Origin of the sequence: Mycolicibacterium komossense, assembly GCF_025822605.1 — a bacterium.
GTDB lineage: Bacteria > Actinomycetota > Actinomycetes > Mycobacteriales > Mycobacteriaceae > Mycobacterium > Mycobacterium komossense.
Map to the genome: position 1 here is coordinate 358,267 of NZ_JACKTY010000031.1, position 18,645 is coordinate 376,911.

Here is an 18,645-nt window from a genome sequence, read left to right on the forward strand (position 1 = left end):
CGCGGCGTCGACTGCATGCAGCAGTAACGAGTTGGTGTGGCGATGACGGTGCGCCGGTTGGCGCAACTCCCGGAACTGAACCTCACTCTCATCGCCGGCCGGGAGAATGGTGATCGCACCATCACCTGGGCACACGCCATCGAACTCGCCGACCCCACGCCCTATCTCGCCGGTGGCGAGTTGGTCATGACCACCGGTATGAATGTCGGTGTTACCGAGGCCGAACAGCTCGACTATCTGGCCCGCCTCTCGGCGACCGGTGTGGCCGCTCTGGCATTCGACACCGGAACCACCCACGATCAGGTTCCGCGAGGCATCATCTCCGCCGGTGATGCGCTCGGCCTGCCGGTGTTGGCCGTTCCCCCACAAACTCCTTTCATCGCCATCACCCGCGCCGTCATCGATGAAGTGAACGCCGATCAGCTCCGATCCGTACAACGCGTCGTCGACCAACAAGAAGTGATGGCACGGGAGGCGCTGCGCAATGGCATACCCGCCGTCGTCACGGCTTTGAGCAACGCGCTGTCGGCGACCACCGTCGTCATCGCGACCGACGGCAGTGTTCTCGCCGCCGCCGGCCCCGATATCGACCGGGTGGCGGCGTTCTGCCTAGTGCAGCTCCACTCCCCGCGCTCCCGGCGGGGTCTTTCCAGCAAGGTGCTCGCCGACGGTGAGGGCTACTGCAGTCTGCAGACCTTGAGGGCTGCCCAAACCCTGCGCGGCTACATGGCAGTGAGGACCGAGGTGCCGCTCAGCCCGCCCAACCGCTTGCTGGTCTCCCATGCCGTGGCCTTGATCTCTATCGAACTGGACAAGCCCGCCAAGGTTCTCGGCGCCGAGCAACGGCTGCGCACAGCGGTCACCGCGTTGTTGATCGCGCAGCCCTCGGCGATCGAACCCGGCATTCTGCGCTACTTCGGCTTTACCCCCGAAGACCCGATCGCCGTTGTGGTGCTGACCAACACCGGCCCGGCGCTGGCCGCCGAGCGACAGACCCAACAGTTACTGGACACCCGAGGCGTGCCCTACCTGATGTGGACGGGTCGTGACGAGATCCTGCTGGTGGTAGCCGCCGACGGCTCGGTCACGGCCACCGAGATCCGACAGGCGCTTGGAGCTCAGCTGCAGCGACATCTCGGCGGCGGGCTCAGCTTGCCGGGCTCATTCCAGAACGTGGACCTTTGCGTCAACCAGGCGCGGACCGCGGCCCGCGCCTACCCCGATGACCACTTCCGAGAGTTCGCAGCAATAGGCGTATTCGGTGTCATCCTAGGAAACCGCAGCACCGCCGAGCTCGACCTGCTGGTGCAGCGGCTGCGTCCACTCGAAGAGCACGACCGCCAACAGAACTCGGCAACAGGTGCCGGCCTGGTGGCATCACTGGAAGCGTATCTGAGTCATAACGGCCAGATCGAGAACGCCGCAGCGACATTGGGAGTTCACCGGCACACGATGCGCAACAGGCTCGCCAAGATCAGCGAGCTGACCCACACCGACCTGGGAACCGCTGATTCCAGGGCCGAACTGTGGGTAGCGCTCAAAGCGCGTGATCTCCTCGCCGTCGGATCACCCCCGCCGGCGATGCCGCAGGATCGTGGCTGACCTTTCCGACTCGGTGGCTGTTGGCAGGACCGGCGATGGCTTGCGTGAAATCATCACTCCAGCAGCCAGTCGTTCCCTGCGAGATTGAGCCGTGCCGCGTCAAGGGTTGGCGTGATGCCAGATGTCGGTGCGAGGCCATGCTTTTCAAGAACGGAGCGCAAGATCTCTGCGGAGTCGATGTTCAGCGGACTGGAGACCCACATTGCGTAGGGCAGGTTGACGAAACGGCTCTCGCGGACCGCTCTGAGGTTCCGGCTGGCGGGGTTGCTTCGGAGGGCCGCGATCTTCTCCTCGACGGTCTGGCCTGGGTAGTCAACGAATACGATGAGGTCAGGGTCTGAGGTGGTAACCCGTTCCCAGCTCACGGTTGTCCAGGTGTCTTGGACGTCTTCGGTGGCGTTGCGCGCGCCGGCGGCGTCGATGATTCCCTGTGGTCCGCCGAAGGCTCCGGAGGAGAACACGGTGTCGGTACCACTGTCGAACACAAAGATGGTCGGCTTGTTCTCGGGTTGTGGTGCAGCGCGCAGGGTTTGCAGCCGGGCGGCGATGTCGTCGGCTGCCTGGAAGGCCGTATCGGTGTTCCCCGTCAGAGTTCCGACGTTACGGAGGTCTGTATCGAGCGCAAGCCACGGGTCCATGGTGCCGCGGCTCGGCTGCCCTTCGGCTTGCAGGCATGCTTCGGAGAGCTGGTATACGGCGATGCCGTGCCCTGCAAGGATTTCGGGGGTGATTCCCCGTTCCTCACCCATTCCGTAGTTGTATCCAGCGAAGAGCACCTGCGGCTTGGCACCCACGATGTTCTCCAGGGTTGGCTGCTCCGGCGCAACCTCGTCGAGACCGTCTACCTGGGAACCGTATTCGAGGCGGAGCACCCCGATGTCGCGGGCCAGGGAGCTGACCGCGGTCATCTGGTTGCGAGCGCCGGCGGCCAACGCGATCGCGATCATTCCTCCGTCGTTGACGAACCACCGGTCGAGCGGCTGTTCGTAGGCAACGTCCTGGCCACAGTTGGTGACCGTCACAGTGTCGGATGGCGCGGACACAGCGGTCTGCGATGTGCACGCTGCGGCCAGGCCGACTGTGAGTGTGAAGACAGCCAAGCCGATGGCTGGGCGGGAACTAACCGGTCTAGGCGAAAGGTCTTGTGGCACTGTCGTCCTCAGATTGGGTTCGATGCCGGGTCGGCATGGGTGAGCAGGAGATGGGAACGGCCCGTCGCCGGATGGACGACGATGTCGCCGGCAACGCCGAAGACGTGCCGCAAGAGGGCGGAGTCCAGTACCTCGGTAGGTGTCCCGTGAGCGAAGACCCCGCCGTCGGCAACGACCGCGACCGCGTCGAAATGCCGCAACACCAGGTCGAGGTCATGCATGGCGGCGACGACCGTACATTCGAGGTCGTCGAGAGTCTGCATGAATCTCAGCCGCCAGGCGGCATCCAGGTGGTTCGTGGGTTCGTCGAGGACAAGTAGTGAAGTTCGCTGAGCCAACGCGCGGGCGAGTACGACGCGGTGGCGTTCGCCGCCGGAAAGATGAACGCACGAGCGATTTGCCCGCCCGTCCAGACCGACGGCGTTCAGTGCGTCGTCAATTATCTCCCACTCCCCGACGCCAGCACCTGACCACGGGTTCCGGTACGGGGTCCGACCGAGCCCGACGGCCTCGGCAACGGTGAGTTCATCCGATGGCCGCTCTTCTTGCCCGACCACGGCAATAGTCCGGGCCCGGCGGCGGGCCGGCATCCGGTACAGATCCTCGTCCCCGACCCGGATCGTCCCCGATGCTGGTGCGTCGAGGCCCGAAAGGGCGCGCAGCAGAGTGGTTTTGCCTGCGCCGTTGGGGCCGACGAGCGCTAACCGCGTACCGGCAGGCACGCTCAGATCCACACCGGACACCACCGTTCTGCCGCCGCGGCGGCACTCCACGCCATGCGCGGTCAGCGACACACTCCTCACCGCAGATGTGATCGCGGCTGCGCTCATGTGCTGTTGCCGAACTCGTAGCGCCGCCGACCCATCAGGTAGAGAAACACCGGTGCGCCGACGAGACCGGTGACGATGCCCAACGGCATCTCACGTGGCGCCGCCATTTCTCGCGAGATCACGTCGACCCACACCATGAAGAGCGCTCCGGCGCAGACCGCGACCGGGAGCATCGAGCGATGGGCGGCACCGACGACCATCCGCGCGGCGTGGGGCACGATGAGACCGACGAAGCCGATGCCGCCGGAAACGGCGACCAGCACCCCGACGAGTACCGCCTGGACCACGAACAGCGCGTTGCGCAGCCCGCGCACCGGGACACCGAGCGATGTGGCGGTGTCGGCGCCAACCGCGTAGGCATCGAGCCAGGAATGGATCAGCAGGGCCGCGGTGAGCGACACGACCACAACGGCTGCTGTCAGGGGGACCTTCGCCCACGTCGCTCCGGCAACGCTGCCGAGTAACCAGAACATCACGCTTTCGGCGGCGTGCGAATCGCCGGCCGTAAAGACCAGCAACGACGACAACGCCATGAACGCCGACGAAAGCACCACGCCGGTCAGGATCAGACGCAGTGCCGTGAGACTGCCCTGGGCCCGCGCCACCGCATACACGGTGAGCGTTGCCACCAATGAGCCGATGAGCGCCGCGCCGGACAAGGCCCACACCCCCAATGAGGAGAGCACGCCGAGAGTCAGGACAGCTGTTGCCCCCACCGCCGCACCTGCCGACACACCGAGTAGATAGGGTTCCGCCAGCGGATTCCGGACGAGTGCCTGCATGAGGGCACCGGCCAACGCCAGGCCCGCGCCGACGACAGCTGCCAGCACCGATCGCGGCAGGCGCAGTTGCCAGACGATGATGTCGTGTCCGGTATCACCGGTGGCCCCGGTGAATCGGCCGGCAACGGTGCGCCAGACGTCGCTGAGCGGAATGTCCTCGGCACCGAAGGCGACCGAAACGACGACGCTGATCACCGTGAGAACGGCGAGCACCGTGGTCAGCGCACCAACCGGCGGACGGCGAACAGTGGCGATCGAGGTCCTGCCGTTGCGGTGGAGTGACGTCGAGGGGAGAGTCACTGCCGGACTGTCTGCCAATATCGCTGCGAGAAGGCCGCGCGCGGGCTCCCAAACGAGATGAGCAAGTATTGCCTCGCTTTGCCGGGGTATCTGAACGCGAGATACACGGTGGACACAACCGAGAACGGCAGGTATCGGACTCGGGAACGCCGCTCGACGCCGCCGCGGAGGGTCTCCGATGGCCGGTGTCGAGCACGTCCCCATACCGTTGCGCGTCAGTCCCGGACTTTCACCGGGTTCCCTGGCACCCGCAATGCACGGATGTAACCGTTCTCAACAGCGGAGGCTATCTCAACTCGTCATGATCATCGGCACCGGGCCGGCCGCGATAGGTCCAAACTGCGGGTAGTTCTGCAGGTCACGGGTCGCGGGGTGCAATGCCCCGCAGCGGCTGTAGCGGGAGAGCCGAGCGTGGGCTCGTTTCAGGTCACTGCTGACGGTGGCGGAACAACTCGACGACGCTGCGCGGGGCGTCCTCGCCGAAGAAGCGCAGCAGATTGGCCGCACTCTGCCCGGCGACTTCCGCGCTGCGCGGAAACAGCGCGCTCTCATAGAGGTTGACTGAGTGCTCGATGTAGTTGGGTTCTGCGACAATCTGTTTGGCGAGTTCTGCGGCGTCGAACATCGCAAGATTGGCGCCCTGCCCGGTGAACGGGGACATCAGGTGCGCTGCATCGCCGAGCAAGGTCACACCCGGCACTGGGTCCCATCGATGACCGATAGGCAGCGCATAGATGGGGCGCAGGACGGGACTTGTGACGTTCCCCGCTACCAGATCGGTCAGCGCGGGCGCCCAGCTGTCGAAGCGGCGAGTCAGCAGATCTCGCACGGCGGCAGTGTCTTCAACGTCGATTGACTCCGCCCATTCCTGGGATTCGTTGACCGCAACGTATCCGCTCAGCGTGCCGTCCGCATTGTGGTGGACCAGGATCCCCTGCCCCGGCGCCACGGCCATGAGTGTGCCGCGACCGATGAGGGCTTTGCTTCGCGGCGATAGTTGACGGCCGTCAGGTGACTGGATTGTGACGAAGCAGGTGCCGGTATAGACGGGCTCAACACTCGAGACCGCTCGTCGCACTGTGGACCAGGCGCCGTCGGCGCCGACGACCACGTCGGCTGTTATCGAGGAGCCGTCGCCAAAGACAACCTCGGGCCGGTCATTGGTGGCGGTAACCACGCGGGCTGCCTTGTGCCCCCAGTGGATGGTGCCGGTTGGCAGCGAGTCGATCAGCATGTTCCGCAGGTCGCCGCGGTCCACTTCAGGCCTGGCGCCGACCACGCTTCCTGGCCAATCGAACAACACCTGACCTCGGGAATCCACAACACGTTTGGCGTCCTCGGCGGGGCGAATGAGTGCACGAAAGGAGTCGTGAAGACCGGCGTCCCGGAGAGCCACCTGACCGGTGTGCTCCTCGATGTCGAGCAGGCCGCCCTGTCCACGCATGTCGGCCGAGGCCTCGGCTTCAAAGACCGCCGCTGGCACACCGTGTCGGTGCAGAGTCCGGGCGAGTACGAGGCCACCGAGACCGGCGCCAATGATCGCAACAGACATAAGTACTCAGCGCTCCTTTGCTGCGGCCCGACGACGAGTCGGACCCTTGCTGGAAGACGCTGGGCAGTTGAAAGACTCAAACCACCGTGTAGACGACCGCGTTCGCGATCGCTTTTCGCGATACTGGCACTGTAACGCAGCTCGAGATGACCGCGGCATGCTGAGGACCCACAGTCTTGCCGGCCGCCGACCGGGAGACATCGATGGAGGAGTCGAACTCCTGGCGTCGATATTCGCCCGTGCCACCCCGCGAGACAAACATCTTCAACTGACGAGGGTGGTGATGCTGCCGGGCTTGGCCGATCACATCCTGTCTTGGCTGAGCGGTACACCCGACCGAAAAGGCACCGGCGGAGCTCATCTCTTCGAGCAACTCTTACCCGGTATGGAAGTGCTCACCCGAAGACCGGGTCGAGGCGGGCGGGTCCCCACGCTCCAACAAGGCGATCATCTCCGGTGGATACCGTTGATCCTTTCGCCGTCTGTCATTCGAGCGTCTTCAGATCGTCGGTGAACAGCCTCTGGGCTGGAGGAACAGCCCTGGAATTAGCCCGATTCTAAGTATTGTTTAGAATACTCAGCATGAGCCGGTCATGGGCACTTGGTGCGCCCCGCATCGAGACCAAACACCCGAGGCTGCCGGGTCCGCGACATCGACTCACGCTCATCCAACCCGCTCTACTGCCGCCAACATGCTGGTGGTGTCGGTAGCCGAGTTCCCGTATGGCCTGTCGACCCCCTGGCGCGGCTGATCGCCGCCCGCGTCGTACAAGCTGTCGGTGCCGCCATGCTGATGCCAAGCTCGCTGGCCTTGCTCATGGCCGCCGTGCCCGCCGTGCCCGCCGAGAGGCGAACCGTCGGGCCAGCAGGTGGGCCGCGGTGGGTGCGATGGCCGCCGCACTGCGGCCTCCCATCGGTGGACTGCTCGTCGAATTCGATTGGCGCTGGATCTTCTTCGCCAACCTCACCGGCGCCGGTGTCGGACTGGCCATTCCGAGCCTGTCCGGGGTTACCGGGAAGGCACTTCCCGCCCACCAATGGGGATCCGGGTCGGCGCTGACCAACACCGCGCGCCAACTCGGAACAGTGCTCGGCACCGCCATCCTCACCATGGCCTACCAGTCCGGGATCAGCATGTCCTCAGTCCGGTACGGCTGGGAACTCATCGCTGCTTCAGCCGCGGCGGCGGCACTGATCGCGGTCGCGTTGGCGTTCGGCTGGAAGACCACGACGACACCTGCTTAAGAGTCGGCCGCAGCCACCCCACGCGTCGTTCTCGCTCAAGGTCGCCCCGACTGGCGAACTGTCTAACTAGAAAGCCACACTTGAGTGGGCTCAACTGTCGTAGGCCGGCTTGGTGGCTCACTTCTGATTACGAGGGGCCTCAAGCGCTAACGCGACTTGGGCCAGCCAGAAATTGTCTGTCAGTGGTCGCCCGGTGAGTTCGGTGAATCGACGCAGCCGATAGTTGACGGTGTTGCGATGACAGTGCAGTTCCGCGGCGGTCGCTGCTACGGATTGGCCCAGGCGTAGCCAGGTGTGGACGGTAGTGAGTAGGGGTTCGGCCCGCTCTGGTGGAAGGTCGAGTACCGGCCCAAGGGTGGTCGCCACGACGGTCGCGGCGGCGTCGGGTGCGCTGGCGAGCAGCACGGGTAAGACGTCGCGGTTGTACCGAGTGATTGGCCGGCTGCTCGCGGAGGCTGCCATGGCGATTTGTGCTTGGGCGCGGGCTTTCGAGCAGTCACTGATTGCGACAAAGGGGCTGCTGAGACCAACCAGGACCGGCAGGTCTGAGCAGATGGTGCTCGCAATGCTATCCAGCGCGTCAGCGCGATTCCGTCTCAGTGACACGACTCCGACTTGCGAATTGGCCGCGAGGCGGAACCACGCGTCCTGCACTGCGGAGTGCGAAGAGATCAGCGTCTCGATGTCGGGAGGCGAGTCCCCGGTCGACGTGTGCTCGGCGCTTGTGGCCGCGACGACCGTCAGCTGGCCCGTCCGTGGGAGGCCGAGCGCGGCGACGGCGTCCCAGAACGCTGCTCCGATGCTGGAGTCGTTGAACAGAATCGTATCCAGCAGCGCGGCTCGCACCTGTTCGTTGCGGCGTGCATCGCGGATGTCGATCTCACGGAAAACCGCATGCGCGCGAAGCGAATTGGTGTTCATCCAGGCAAAGATGGACGGCGTTGCCGCAATCAGCGCTTCCTTTTCGATTTCGTCTGTATCAGCTAGACGTGCGAGCTCGTCCCAAATGGTGGCGGCGCCGAGCCGGAAGGCGTGCAGCAGGCTGGAAAGAGTCAGGCCCTGGCTGGCGCGGTGACGAATTGCGGAGTCGAAACTCTGGTGGCCCGGTTCGGCGCCGAGGTCGATCCAGTCGAGCATCTCGGCAAGGTAGCCGGCGACGTTGTCCTGGACTGTGTTGCCGTCATCGTCGCGGCCGACGTAGTCAGAGACTTCGTCGCGCAACACGTCGAGGACCTTGCCCACGATCACCTCCGCTTGTTGCCGGACGCGGTTGGTGAGAACTGTCGGCGCTGATAGCTGCGGCACGTACCGGATCGTAAAACGCCGCGCGGCGTTGTGCCCGGGCACAGGGTTTTCAAGGATGGTTTTAGGCTGCGGATCATTGCCGGCGCCGACGTTGATTCCGCATGCTGGCTGCCATGGAAACCGGTTCAGTACAGACGATCGTTCTCATCCACGGGCTGTGGATGACGCCATTGGCTTGGGAGGATTGGGTGGCGCGCTACCGTGCCCGCGGTTATGACGTGGTGACACCGGGCTACCCCGGCGTCGCTCCCGGCCCGGCCGGGGTCGCCGCGCTGCGCGCAGACCCGACACCGCTGGCTGATCTCGGGGTGCGGGAGGTCTTAGATCACCTCGCCGAGATCATCGACGAACTTGCCGAACCACCCATATTGATGGGCCACTCATTTGGGGGCACCTTCGTGCAGCTGCTCCTCGATGCCGGTTACGGGCGAGCCGGGGTGTCCATTGACGGCGCTGCTGTCAAAGGCATTAAGGCGCTGCCGTTTTCAGAGATTCGGGCCACGTTCCCGGTGCTGAAAAATCCCGCCAACCTGCACCACGCGGTGCCCATTACGCCCGAAGAATTTCACTACGCATTCACCAACACCCTCGCCGAACCTGAATCTAAAATCGCCTATGACCGTTACGCCGTCCCGGTGCCGGGACGGATCTTGTTCCAGGGCGGACTGGCCAACCTCACGCACAACGCCGCCACCACATACAACTTCGCCAACGACGATCGCGCGCCACTGCTATTCATCGCCGGCGGCCGCGACCACATCCTCCCGCCCGCGGTGCAGCACGAGAATTACGCGAAAAACGCCAAACACTCGTCAGCGATCACCGCCTACAAGCTGTTCCCCCAGCGAGACCACTTCACTTGCGGCGCGCCGGGATGGGAAGAAGTCGCCGACTTCGCCCTGAGCTGGGCGCTGAACCCTTTGCGCGGCGAACTCGACTGACCCCTTCTGCAACTTCCACGAAAGCAATGACCACCATGACCACAGTGCGCGATGCCATCCTCGACCTGTTCCGCTCACACAATCTGACCACCTGGTTCGGCAACCCCGGATCTTCGGAATTGGCGCTCCTGCAGGACTTTCCCGACGACTTCCGCTACTTCTTGGGCCTGCAGGAAATGATCCCGGTCGGGATGGCCGACGCCTATGCGCAAATCACCCGGCGTCCCGCCGTGGTCAACCTGCACACCGCGCCCGGCATGGGTAACGCGCAAGGCCAGATCTACAACGCCTACGTCAACAAGACGCCGCTGATCATCACTGCGGGCAACCAGCGCCGCAATATGCAGAACCAGTACTGTCTGCTCACCAACCACGAACCCACCACTACACCTAAGCCGTTCGTCAAGTGGGCAGCCGAACCCGCTATCGCCAGTGAAGCCCCCGCCGTGCTGGCGCGTGCGATCCACCTCGCCACCACGCCGCCGATGGGACCGGTTTTCGTCTCCCTCCCGATGGACGACATGCCGATCGAGCTGACCGACGAACAGGTCGCCGATATCACGGTGGTTCGTGAGCGCACCGTGACTCACGCGACCGCTTTCCCGACCGAGTTGGCTGAGCAGGTCGCCGCACGATTGGACGCCGCCACATCACCGGCAATCGTCGTCGGCGGCGACATCGACCGCTACGACGCCTACGAGGCCGTAATCGAATTGGCCGAGCGCACCGAAGCACCGGTTTTCACCGCCCCGTTGACGGGCTGGAGCGGATTCCCGGAGAACCACCGGCTCTATCACGGCGCGCTGCCACCGGGTGCGGGCTGGATCTCGCAGGTTCTCACCGGCCACGACCTCATCCTGACGATCGGGACCGCGGTGTTCCGCTACTACCCATTGGTACCCGGGCCGTACCTGCCCGAGGGGGCGCGCCTGATCCAGATCACCAACGATCCCGACGAAGCCGCCCGTGCCCCCGTCGGGGATGCGATCGTCGCCGACATCCGCACCGCCGCTCAGGCTTTGGCGGCGACGGTCAAACACACCCAGCGATCGGCCCCCACGCCGCGCGCCGCGGTCCCCGAACAGGTCTCGGCGCAGGTGCCGCTCAAGCCAGGGGATCTGTGGACCGCCGTCGGTCACGCTGCACCCGATGACACTTTGTGGGTCAGCGAAGCCGGCAGCAACGAGATCCCGATGACGGAATGCATCCGTCCGGGCAATCCGCTGTCGCATCTGTCGGCGGCCGGCGGCGGACTCGGCTGGGGCCTGCCCGCATCAGTGGGCGCCCAAATCGCGGCTCCAGATCGTCCGGTCGTGTCGTTGATGGGTGATGGCTCCATCCACTACGCGATCACCGCGTTGTGGAGCGCGGCGCTATACAACATCCCACTGACCGTGGTCGTGGCGTCCAACGCCGAATACGGGGTGGTCAAAGAATTCGGCGTCTGGGAAAAGACCCCGAACGTCCCAGGGCTCGACATTCCCGGCCTCGACATCGTCGCAACCGCGGCCAGCTACGGCGTCGACGCCCACGAAGCACACAGCTCCGACGAAGTCTACGAGTTGGTCAAGGCTGGCATCGCCGACCGCAACCGACCCACCCTGATCAACGCACGTACCACACCCGTCTCGGGCGGATTCGGCAGCTAGGAGGATTGCAATGGATGACACAATCGTATCGGCGTTTGCCGCGGCATTAGGCCGCGACGCGGTAGCCACCGACGCCGCCTCCCTAGCCGAAAACGCGAAGGACTATTGGGGTTTCGGGCACCAGCCCGGCCTGGTGCTGCGACCGCACACCCGCGACGAGGTTGTCGCAATCGTGAAAGTAGCTGCCGAGCACAATGTCTCGCTGGTCACCCGCGGAGCAGCGTCGAACTGCAGTGCCGGAGTCATGGCCGCTTCGGACCGCGCGGTGATCGACCTGACGAAGATGAATCAGGTTCTCGACATCGACCCGGAAGCTCGCACCGCGCGAGTCCAGCCCGGCGTCATCAATTTCGATCTGCAGGAGCAGCTAGCCCCGCACAAGCTGGTGTTCTCCCCGGACCCCGTATCAGCGCACCTGGCAACAATCGGCGGCAATATCATCGAAAACGCCGGCGGCCCACACGCTCTCAAATACGGCGTCACCTACAACCACGTCCTCAGCGTCGAGGCGGTGCTGGCCGATGGCACCGTGATCAACCTCAACGCGGCCGGCGACGGCCCGGATCTGCTCGGGCTGCTGATCGGCTCCGAAGGCACCCTGGCGATCCTCACCGAGGCGACCGTCGCGTTGCGCACCATCGCGCCCATAACCCGCAGTCTGATGGGCAGCTTCGCCGCCGCTCAGGACGCCGCCGAGACCATCGCCGCAATAATCCGGACCGGAACGGTGCCGGCTGCGATCGAATGGCTCGACCGAGCCGGCATCAACGGCCTGGAGCAGTTCACCGAGACCGGTTATCCCACAGATGTCGACGCGATTGTCCTGATCGACGTCGACGGGACTGCCGCCGAAGTCGACCGCGACGGCGCGATAGTCGAGAAGGTATTGCGAGAACACGCGATCGAGGTGCGGCGCGCGGATGACGATGATGCGCGGGCCAAGCTGTGGTACGGACGCCTGCACGCGCCTGATGCCGTACTGCACAGTGGTAAAGGCTTTTTCATCGGCGACGTGACGGTCCCCCGCCAGCACATCCCGGAAATGCAACAGGCGATCCAGGACGCCGCCGCCCGGCACTCCGACGCGTTGCTGTTTATCATGGTCGCCGGCCACGCCGGAGACGGGGACCTGCACCCGACCACCTTCTTTGAGCAGGACAACCCCGATGCGCCCGCCGCGTTAGAGGCCGCCAACAACGAGATCATTGAAGCGGCACTGAAACTGGGTGGCACCATCACCGGCGAGCACGGAGTCGGCACCGAGAAGATCCAATTCATGACCAAACGGTTCACCCCGGTGGAAATCGCGGCCCAGCGCGTCCTCAAGCAGGTCTTCGATCCCGAGCAGCGCTTCAATCCCGGCATCATGCTGCCCGACGTGTCCCCGGAGGAACCCGCGCTGCCATCCTTCGAGGCCGCCGTGCGCGCTGCCCTCGACCGCCAACCGGCTTCGGCTGCACTCGCTGACGGTGACGACACCACGGTCGAAGTGAACGCTGGCAACTTGAACCTGGTGGTCGGCGCCGCAGTCACCCTCGAGGAACTCTCAAAGAAACTCGACGAGCAAGGCGTGACATGCCACGCCATCCCCGGCGAGAAAACTGAACGCACCGTCGGCGAACTCATCGCCAACGCCACGGGCGAGGAACGCCTGGCGGTGCGCCACGGGCTTCTCGGCGTCGAGGTCATCCTCCCCGACGACGACGCCGCGGCCCGCTTCGGTGGGCAGAACATGAAAGACGTGGCCGGCTACGACACCAAACGCCTATTCATCGGCGGCCGCAACGCATTCGGAACGATCACCAGCGCTGTCTTCAAAATTGCGGTCGCCCGGTGATACCGCAACTGCGATAGGGCGGACCCATGTCTTGGCAGATGCACGCCATCGCAACCTACGGGCGCCTCATACGCCGACCCCGCACTTACGCAACAACCCAGAGCGCGCGCGCCTACCTCAAGCGGCCCAAGAGAGCCGGCACACCACCGTCGCGGCTGACCAAGTCCACTCGTTACCAGGTGGCCCACGAAACGATTAGCGGGTTCGACTGTTACACAGTGAAATCCAATATCTGCGGGGCCTCTGCTGCCAGCCGGGCGTCGGTTATCTACGTCCACGGCGGTGCCTACGTCAACCAGATCGACCGCGCGCACTGGAAACTCGTCTGCGCGATCGCCGATGCCACCCAGTGCCCCGTTCGCGTGCCCCTCTACGGGCTTGCTCCGCAACACTGCGCCGAAGAAGCGATCGACTTGCTGGGCACTGCAATGGGCCGAGCGGCACAACGAGGGCCTACCTACATCGCCGGCGACTCCTCCGGAGCGGGACTGGCGCTGGCAGCAACCCAAACGGTCGTCATCGCGGGAGCCATCCCGCCCCTTGGACTGACCCTGATCAGTCCCTGGCTCGACATCGCACTCACCAATCCCGTCATCGCCACCATCGCCACACGCGATCCGTGGCTCGCGGTTCCCGGACTGCGCGAGTGCGGCCGCGTATGGGCCAGGACCCTGCCGCCAGAAGACAACCGAGTCAGCCCGATCCATGGCGAGCTGCACAACCTTCCGCCGATCGACCTCTACGTAGGCGACCGCGACATCTTCGTCGCCGACTGCCGTCAACTACGCGACAGCATCGGCGACGACCGGATCACCTACCACGAGCATCCCGGAGCAATTCACGTCTACCCTCTGCTACCAGTCCCTGAAGCCAAGCCTGCGCGACGTTCACTGCTCAGCCACATCCGAACGACCGTCAAAGCACCACGCCACGGCCGCGACCGCCGCTATCTCCGGTAGGAAATCTTGATGAGCCACACAGTCGCGTTCCCGCACGCCTCAACAGTCGAAAGCTTCCGCTTTACCACGCTGGTGGCGTTGCCCAATCTGGCCGAAGGCCTGTTCAGCCGCCGACCCATAGTGACGGCTGCATTAAACCGAGTCGGTGTCGCCCGCCGCGCCCACCGACTCCTCACCGCAGTAAATCGTCGCTACGGCGACGGACCTATTTGGGTGAACGTGGCAGGCAAGCAGACACTGCTCGTCTTCGGCCCCGATCAGATCCGCTTCGTTCTCTCCCACGCGCCAGAGCCATTCGCGTCCGACCCCGAACCCAAGCTCTCAGGGATGAACAAATTCCAGCCGCACGCCCTGACCATATCCCGAGGCAGCCATTGGTCTGACCGCCGCCGATTCACCGACGCCGTCCTAGCACGCGCCACCGGCAGCGGTGCGATCGCAAACCGCTGCGACACCGTCGCTCACGAGGAAGCCCGCTATCTCCCCGACAACCTTGACTGGCCACAGTTTCACTCCGCAATACAACGCATTTCGCGGCGAATCATCCTCGGTGACAACGCTACCGACGACGAACAGATCTCGGCACAACCGACGACGCTTATGGCTAAGGCCAACCCACCCGGCAAGGGGGACCCCCAGCTCTTCAGCACATTCCTGGCCGCACTGGACCGCTACGTACAGGCCGCAGACGCCAACAGTTTGGTCGGACAATTCGCCGCGGCGCCCACCAGCGACATAACTCATCAGACTCATCAAGTCATTCACTGGGTGTTCGCCATGGGTGACACCCTGGCCATCAATCTCTGGCGCTGCCTGACCCTGCTCGCCGCTCACCCGGTCATTCTCGCCAAGGCGCAGAACGGAATCGACGAACACACTGGCCACGGCTACCTCATCGGCTGCCTATCCGAGGCCATGCGCCTGTGGCCGAGCACACCCGTACTGGCGCGAACCCTAACTCGGGCCACGGAGTGGGGTGGCGCGACAGTTCCCGAAGGAACACAAGTCATGATCGTCAACACCTTTAACCACCGCGACACCAGCCGGTTCCCCGAGGCCGACCACTTCAACCCCACCGCCTGGACCGAAGGATCCGCCGAATCCTGCTGGTCATACAACTTCTTCAGTCGCGGCCCACAAGGATGTCCCGGAGCCGACCTTGCGCTGCAACTCGGCGTCGGCGTACTGACCGCATTACTGCGTGAGCGCAGCCCCGCGGCTGCCGGTGTCAAACTCAACCCACGCGACCCGCTGCCCTTGACGCTTGACCCCGCACGCCTGCAAATTCGACTGACGCCTCGACAACGAACGCCGAAAGCAACCTAATTCGGACGTGGCCGCGATGCTGACCAACTGAGAGCCTCCACGAAGGGCTGCCACCGACCGCAGTGGGCCCGCGCTCCGGCTGCAAGCGAGAATGCCGATCCGCACGTGCTCGGTCAACGCGCCTCCGCGTCGACCTCGAAGAGCGACACGGGCTCGATGATCACGCCGTTCTCCTCAACGTAGCGGTCCCACAGCTCGAGCAACTCGGCCAGTTTGTCGGGTCGGGAGGCGGCCTGGTCGTCAACCTCGCCGGGATCGCGCGAGAGGTCATAGAGCTGCCAAGTGCCCGAGCCGTAGGGCGCGGGCAGATGAAGCGCCTTCCAATCGCCCTGGCGAATAGCGCGGCGGCCGAACAACTCCCACCCGGTGCCGGTGTCTGCATCGTGCACCCCGTCCGTCTGTCCGGACAGGTAGGGCACCATCGATCGGCCGCGCATCGGCTCCACCTCCCGACCCCGGTACTCGGTACCGGGATGCTCGGCGCCGGCGAGCTCCAGCACGGTCGGGGCGATGTCCATGACGGTGGTGAACGCCGTGCCGATCTCCCCCTGCCGGGAAAAACCCGGCCAGGTGACGAAGCCCACCACCCGGATACCGCCCTCGCTGGTGAAGGCTTTGTGCAGCCGCGACGGCGCGGTAGCGGCCTGCGCCCAGCGCGGGCCGTACCACGTGTAGGAGGTGGGACCGCCGAGGTTATCCAGGCTGTTGTCACAATGCTTCGCGACGAATGCGGCGATTCCGGCGCCGCGCAGCGGCATAGCCTCGACGATCGTTCCCTCCGCGCCGTTGTCCGACAGAAAGATCACGACCGTGTTGTCGAGCTCGCCGGTGCTGTCGAGATAATCGACCACCCGACCGATGTTCCAGTCCATCCTGTCGACCATGGCGGCGTAGACCTCCATGGTGCGGGCGGACACGGCGCGGTCCGCGTCGGTCATGTCCGCCCATTCGGGGGCGCCGTCGGCCACCACCGGGTGCGGCTCAATGTTGGGTGGGCACAGACCCAGACGGGTGAGCGCCGCCAGCCGCTCCTCGCGCAATGCGTCCGGTCCGGCGTCGTAGCGGCCGTGGTAGGCGGCGATGGTTTCCCGCGGAGCCTGCAGCGGCCAGTGGGGCGCCTGGAAGGGCAGGTAGGCGAAGAAGGGCCGGTCCTGCAGGCCCTGGGGACGTTCGCGGAGATACTGCAGCAGCTTGTCGGTATAGGCATCCGACGAGTAAAAGTCCTCCCCTACCGTGACGAACTGATCGTCTTCGGTGAATATCGTTGGCACGGCCGAGAATCCGCCGACCCCGCCGGTACCGTAATGGCTGGCACCGGCCGGCAACAGGGCGAAGGACCGGTCGAATCCCCGCGCCCACGGAGACCTGTCGATCGTGCTGCCGAGATGCCACTTGCCCGCCATGAGCGTCTGGTAACCGGCGTCGCGCAGCAGTTCCGGCAGCGCCACGACCCGGTCGTTCAGATACCCCTCGTAGCCGGGGGCGCCCCGGAAATCCGGGGCGGCCATCTCGAGCATGGTGCCGATCCCGGCGACATGGTGATCGGTTCCGGTCAGCAGCATCGCCCGCGTCGGCGAGCAGGCCGGAGCGGAATGGAAATCGGTCAGCCTGATGCCCGCGTGGGCCAGGCGATCCAAGTTGGGGGTGTTGATTTCGCCGCCGAAGGCGCCGATGTCGGAGAACCCGAGGTCGTCGGCCACGATGACCAGAAAGTTGGGACGTGTCACGCTGAAGCATCCTGTCACGGCGGACCAAGAGATCGGCGTTGATCTCTTTTTTAACCAGTGTCAGCACCCACACGCGTACTGCCCCGCCACTGGCGCTGCATGTCGCCTGTTCTCACGTTTGGCTGCAGTCCTGGAGAGCGGCGAGCGGGGCCTTTGCGGGTTGTCGCACAGCATCTGCACCGGCGTCCCTCCCCTAAATCGCTTCGATTCCTACAGCCGGATCGAGATGATCTGGGGCTCAACTACTTGTCGCCGGGTTGGCTGAGATCATGCAGTGCGACGCGCGACGCTTTCATCCGCCGCTGCTGGTGGCTTATCAAACTTCCTGTCCACTCGTCGACCTGTTCCGGCAGTCTAAGTGCGCCTGCGCGATACGGCGATGGCAGGTTCGAGACCTAGCCAACTCGCCTTGGCGTGGCTTCTCGCCCAGCCGCTGGACATCGTGCCGATACCCGGCACTAAACGCGCGGAGCACATGCGGGAGCACATCGCCGCCGCCAGCGTCGCGATCAGCGCCGACGAAGTCGCCTACCTCGCGGGGCCTTTGCCCCGGGCCGCATCACCGGGGAGCGCTACGCCCCGGCGCATGCCCGCACGATCACGTGATTGACCTAGCGGTCACGAACCCGAACCAACCACGGTGAAACCCGAAGTAGACCGCGGCCATGTCGTCGTATCCGTGGCCGGCCTCGCTGGCGGCGTCGAAGGCGCCGAGGAGGCCGGTGTCCTTGCGGGCTCCGTCAACGCTGAACTGCGGGGCATAGGACGACTCGATGATCGCCTTGCCCTTCGCCTGTAGGTATGGCGAGCCCGCCGCGGCCCCGTCGAGCGCGTCGAGCGCGTCGAGCATTGCGGCTGTGTCGCCATCGCGCGTAACCGTGACCCTCACGGACCTCACCCGCCGGCCATGACGAATTGCCCGCCTCCGCGGGTTGGCGCTGGTGACACCGGGAGGCGACGGCGAGCCGATCGCCATCCACTTCACCGATATGCCGGGGTTCGGTGAGCCTGCACCTCGGCAGGCGAGACCTCCCGATCCGATTCATCCAGATAGCACAATCGCACCAACTGTCCAGTCGGCGAACGGAGTTCGATCGAGGGCCCTTGCACGCGGGGCAGATGCCGGTCGCCCCACTGTCCGAGTGCCCCAAGGACCAGTTGAAGATCTTGGCCACGCTCGGTGAGGACATACTCGCTTCGCTCCCGGCGACCCGGCTCGCGATAGGGGCGCCGTTCCAGTACGCCGTACTCCACGAGAGTGGACAGGCGCGCGGTGAGGATGTCCGATGACACACCGAGGGCTGCCTTGAACTGCTCGAATCGCGTTGCACCTCTGAAGGCTTCGCGGAGGATCAACAGGCTCCAACGCTCTCCGACGACGTGCAGGGAACGTTCGATCGAGCACTGCACATCGTTGAGCCGTGATGACGTCATCCGCC

Annotated in this window: 16 protein-coding genes and 1 riboswitch; of the genes, 8 read left to right on the forward strand and 8 right to left on the reverse strand. The window is 64.8% G+C overall.

Annotated features, from left to right (window positions below; all coding sequences use genetic code 11):
- The first annotated feature begins 42 nt into the window (after nucleotides 1-42).
- Entirely contained in the window at nucleotides 43-1,602 is a 1,560-nt protein-coding gene (locus H7J73_RS19500) for a PucR family transcriptional regulator (protein ID WP_264069222.1), read from the forward strand.
- A gap of 53 nt (nucleotides 1,603-1,655) precedes the next feature.
- Here H7J73_RS19500 and H7J73_RS19505 read toward each other — a convergent pair whose 3' ends face one another.
- The 4 genes from H7J73_RS19505 to H7J73_RS19520 all read right to left on the reverse strand — a co-directional run bounded on the left by H7J73_RS19505 (nucleotide 1,656) and on the right by H7J73_RS19520 (nucleotide 6,217).
- Complete coding sequence (locus tag H7J73_RS19505) at nucleotides 1,656-2,645, reverse strand: ABC transporter substrate-binding protein (protein WP_264069223.1); 990 nt, start codon at nucleotides 2,643-2,645, stop codon at nucleotides 1,656-1,658.
- Between the two features lie 116 nt (nucleotides 2,646-2,761).
- A complete protein-coding gene (locus H7J73_RS19510; RefSeq protein WP_264069224.1) occupies nucleotides 2,762-3,583 on the reverse strand; it encodes an ABC transporter ATP-binding protein in 822 nt (273 codons plus the stop codon).
- Nucleotides 3,580-4,620 carry a FecCD family ABC transporter permease gene (locus H7J73_RS19515; RefSeq protein WP_264069302.1) on the reverse strand — a complete coding sequence of 347 codons (1,041 nt, stop codon included), beginning with the start codon at nucleotides 4,618-4,620 and terminating at the stop codon, nucleotides 3,580-3,582. The genes H7J73_RS19510 and H7J73_RS19515 overlap by 4 nt, the downstream gene beginning before the upstream one ends.
- Before the next feature lie 154 nt (nucleotides 4,621-4,774).
- A riboswitch (cobalamin riboswitch) is annotated at nucleotides 4,775-4,952 on the reverse strand.
- A 140-nt stretch (nucleotides 4,953-5,092) separates the two neighbouring features.
- Nucleotides 5,093-6,217: an FAD-dependent oxidoreductase gene (locus H7J73_RS19520; RefSeq protein WP_264069225.1), complete on the reverse strand. Its 1,125-nt coding sequence runs from the start codon at nucleotides 6,215-6,217 to the stop codon at nucleotides 5,093-5,095.
- An 888-nt stretch (nucleotides 6,218-7,105) separates the two neighbouring features.
- Here H7J73_RS19520 and H7J73_RS19525 point away from each other — a divergent pair.
- Nucleotides 7,106-7,462, forward strand: coding sequence for an MFS transporter (locus H7J73_RS19525; RefSeq protein WP_264069226.1), 357 nt, complete (start codon nucleotides 7,106-7,108; stop codon nucleotides 7,460-7,462).
- A 117-nt stretch (nucleotides 7,463-7,579) separates the two neighbouring features.
- On the opposite strand, the gene H7J73_RS33725 is transcribed toward H7J73_RS19525, so the two are convergent.
- Nucleotides 7,580-8,809 carry a PucR family transcriptional regulator gene (locus tag H7J73_RS33725; protein WP_494337798.1) on the reverse strand — a complete coding sequence of 410 codons (1,230 nt, stop codon included), beginning with the start codon at nucleotides 8,807-8,809 and terminating at the stop codon, nucleotides 7,580-7,582.
- 71 nt (nucleotides 8,810-8,880) lie between these two features.
- Between H7J73_RS33725 and H7J73_RS19535 the strand changes: the two genes are divergently transcribed.
- The 5 genes from H7J73_RS19535 to H7J73_RS19555 all read left to right on the forward strand — a co-directional run bounded on the left by H7J73_RS19535 (nucleotide 8,881) and on the right by H7J73_RS19555 (nucleotide 15,479).
- Nucleotides 8,881-9,708: an alpha/beta hydrolase gene (locus H7J73_RS19535; RefSeq protein WP_264069228.1), complete on the forward strand. Its 828-nt coding sequence runs from the start codon at nucleotides 8,881-8,883 to the stop codon at nucleotides 9,706-9,708.
- Nucleotides 9,709-9,743: 35 nt separating this feature from the next.
- The gene (gene mdlC / locus H7J73_RS19540) at nucleotides 9,744-11,357 is read left to right on the forward strand and encodes a benzoylformate decarboxylase (RefSeq protein ID WP_264069229.1); all 1,614 of its coding nucleotides are present in this window, start codon (nucleotides 9,744-9,746) and stop codon (nucleotides 11,355-11,357) included.
- Nucleotides 11,358-11,367: 10 nt separating this feature from the next.
- Nucleotides 11,368-13,194, forward strand: coding sequence for an FAD-binding oxidoreductase (locus H7J73_RS19545; protein WP_264069231.1), 1,827 nt, complete (start codon nucleotides 11,368-11,370; stop codon nucleotides 13,192-13,194).
- 218 nt (nucleotides 13,195-13,412) lie between these two features.
- Nucleotides 13,413-14,153 carry an alpha/beta hydrolase gene (locus tag H7J73_RS19550; protein WP_264069232.1) on the forward strand — a complete coding sequence of 247 codons (741 nt, stop codon included), beginning with the start codon at nucleotides 13,413-13,415 and terminating at the stop codon, nucleotides 14,151-14,153.
- Nucleotides 14,154-14,162: 9 nt separating this feature from the next.
- Nucleotides 14,163-15,479 (forward strand): cytochrome P450, encoded by a 1,317-nt coding sequence (locus H7J73_RS19555; RefSeq protein ID WP_264069233.1) that lies wholly within the window; start codon nucleotides 14,163-14,165, stop codon nucleotides 15,477-15,479.
- 113 nt (nucleotides 15,480-15,592) lie between these two features.
- Here H7J73_RS19555 and H7J73_RS19560 read toward each other — a convergent pair whose 3' ends face one another.
- Nucleotides 15,593-17,206, reverse strand: a complete 1,614-nt coding sequence (locus tag H7J73_RS19560) for an arylsulfatase (protein WP_264069235.1) — start codon at nucleotides 17,204-17,206, stop codon at nucleotides 15,593-15,595.
- A gap of 379 nt (nucleotides 17,207-17,585) precedes the next feature.
- On the opposite strand from H7J73_RS19560, the gene H7J73_RS19565 reads away from it, so the two are divergent.
- The gene (locus H7J73_RS19565; protein WP_264069237.1) at nucleotides 17,586-17,816 is read left to right on the forward strand and encodes an aldo/keto reductase; all 231 of its coding nucleotides are present in this window, start codon (nucleotides 17,586-17,588) and stop codon (nucleotides 17,814-17,816) included.
- Here the strand turns inward: H7J73_RS19565 and H7J73_RS19570 are convergent.
- On the reverse strand, nucleotides 17,805-18,095 hold the full coding sequence (locus tag H7J73_RS19570; protein WP_264069238.1) for a hypothetical protein: 291 nt from the start codon (nucleotides 18,093-18,095) through the stop codon (nucleotides 17,805-17,807). The two genes, H7J73_RS19565 and H7J73_RS19570, sit on opposite strands and share 12 nt — an antisense overlap.
- A gap of 92 nt (nucleotides 18,096-18,187) precedes the next feature.
- On the reverse strand, nucleotides 18,188-18,640 hold the full coding sequence (locus tag H7J73_RS19575; RefSeq protein WP_264069240.1) for a winged helix-turn-helix transcriptional regulator: 453 nt from the start codon (nucleotides 18,638-18,640) through the stop codon (nucleotides 18,188-18,190).
- Nucleotides 18,641-18,645 lie beyond the last annotated feature (5 nt).

Bases quoted from the DNA above. Each gene is read 5' to 3' on its own strand.
- mdlC (WP_264069229.1), top strand. From the start codon at position 9,744: ATGACCACAGTGCGCGATGCCATCCTCGACCTGTTCCGCTCACACAAT.
- H7J73_RS19525 (WP_264069226.1), top strand. From the start codon at position 7,106: ATGGCCGCCGCACTGCGGCCTCCCATCGGTGGACTGCTCGTCGAATTC.
- H7J73_RS19545 (WP_264069231.1), top strand. From the start codon at position 11,368: ATGGATGACACAATCGTATCGGCGTTTGCCGCGGCATTAGGCCGCGAC.
- H7J73_RS19500 (WP_264069222.1), top strand. From the start codon at position 43: ATGACGGTGCGCCGGTTGGCGCAACTCCCGGAACTGAACCTCACTCTC.
- H7J73_RS19510 (WP_264069224.1), bottom strand. From the start codon at position 3,583: ATGAGCGCAGCCGCGATCACATCTGCGGTGAGGAGTGTGTCGCTGACC.
- H7J73_RS19535 (WP_264069228.1), top strand. From the start codon at position 8,881: ATGGAAACCGGTTCAGTACAGACGATCGTTCTCATCCACGGGCTGTGG.
- H7J73_RS19555 (WP_264069233.1), top strand. From the start codon at position 14,163: ATGAGCCACACAGTCGCGTTCCCGCACGCCTCAACAGTCGAAAGCTTC.
- H7J73_RS19565 (WP_264069237.1), top strand. From the start codon at position 17,586: ATGGCAGGTTCGAGACCTAGCCAACTCGCCTTGGCGTGGCTTCTCGCC.
- H7J73_RS19575 (WP_264069240.1), bottom strand. From the start codon at position 18,640: ATGACGTCATCACGGCTCAACGATGTGCAGTGCTCGATCGAACGTTCC.
- H7J73_RS19520 (WP_264069225.1), bottom strand. From the start codon at position 6,217: ATGTCTGTTGCGATCATTGGCGCCGGTCTCGGTGGCCTCGTACTCGCC.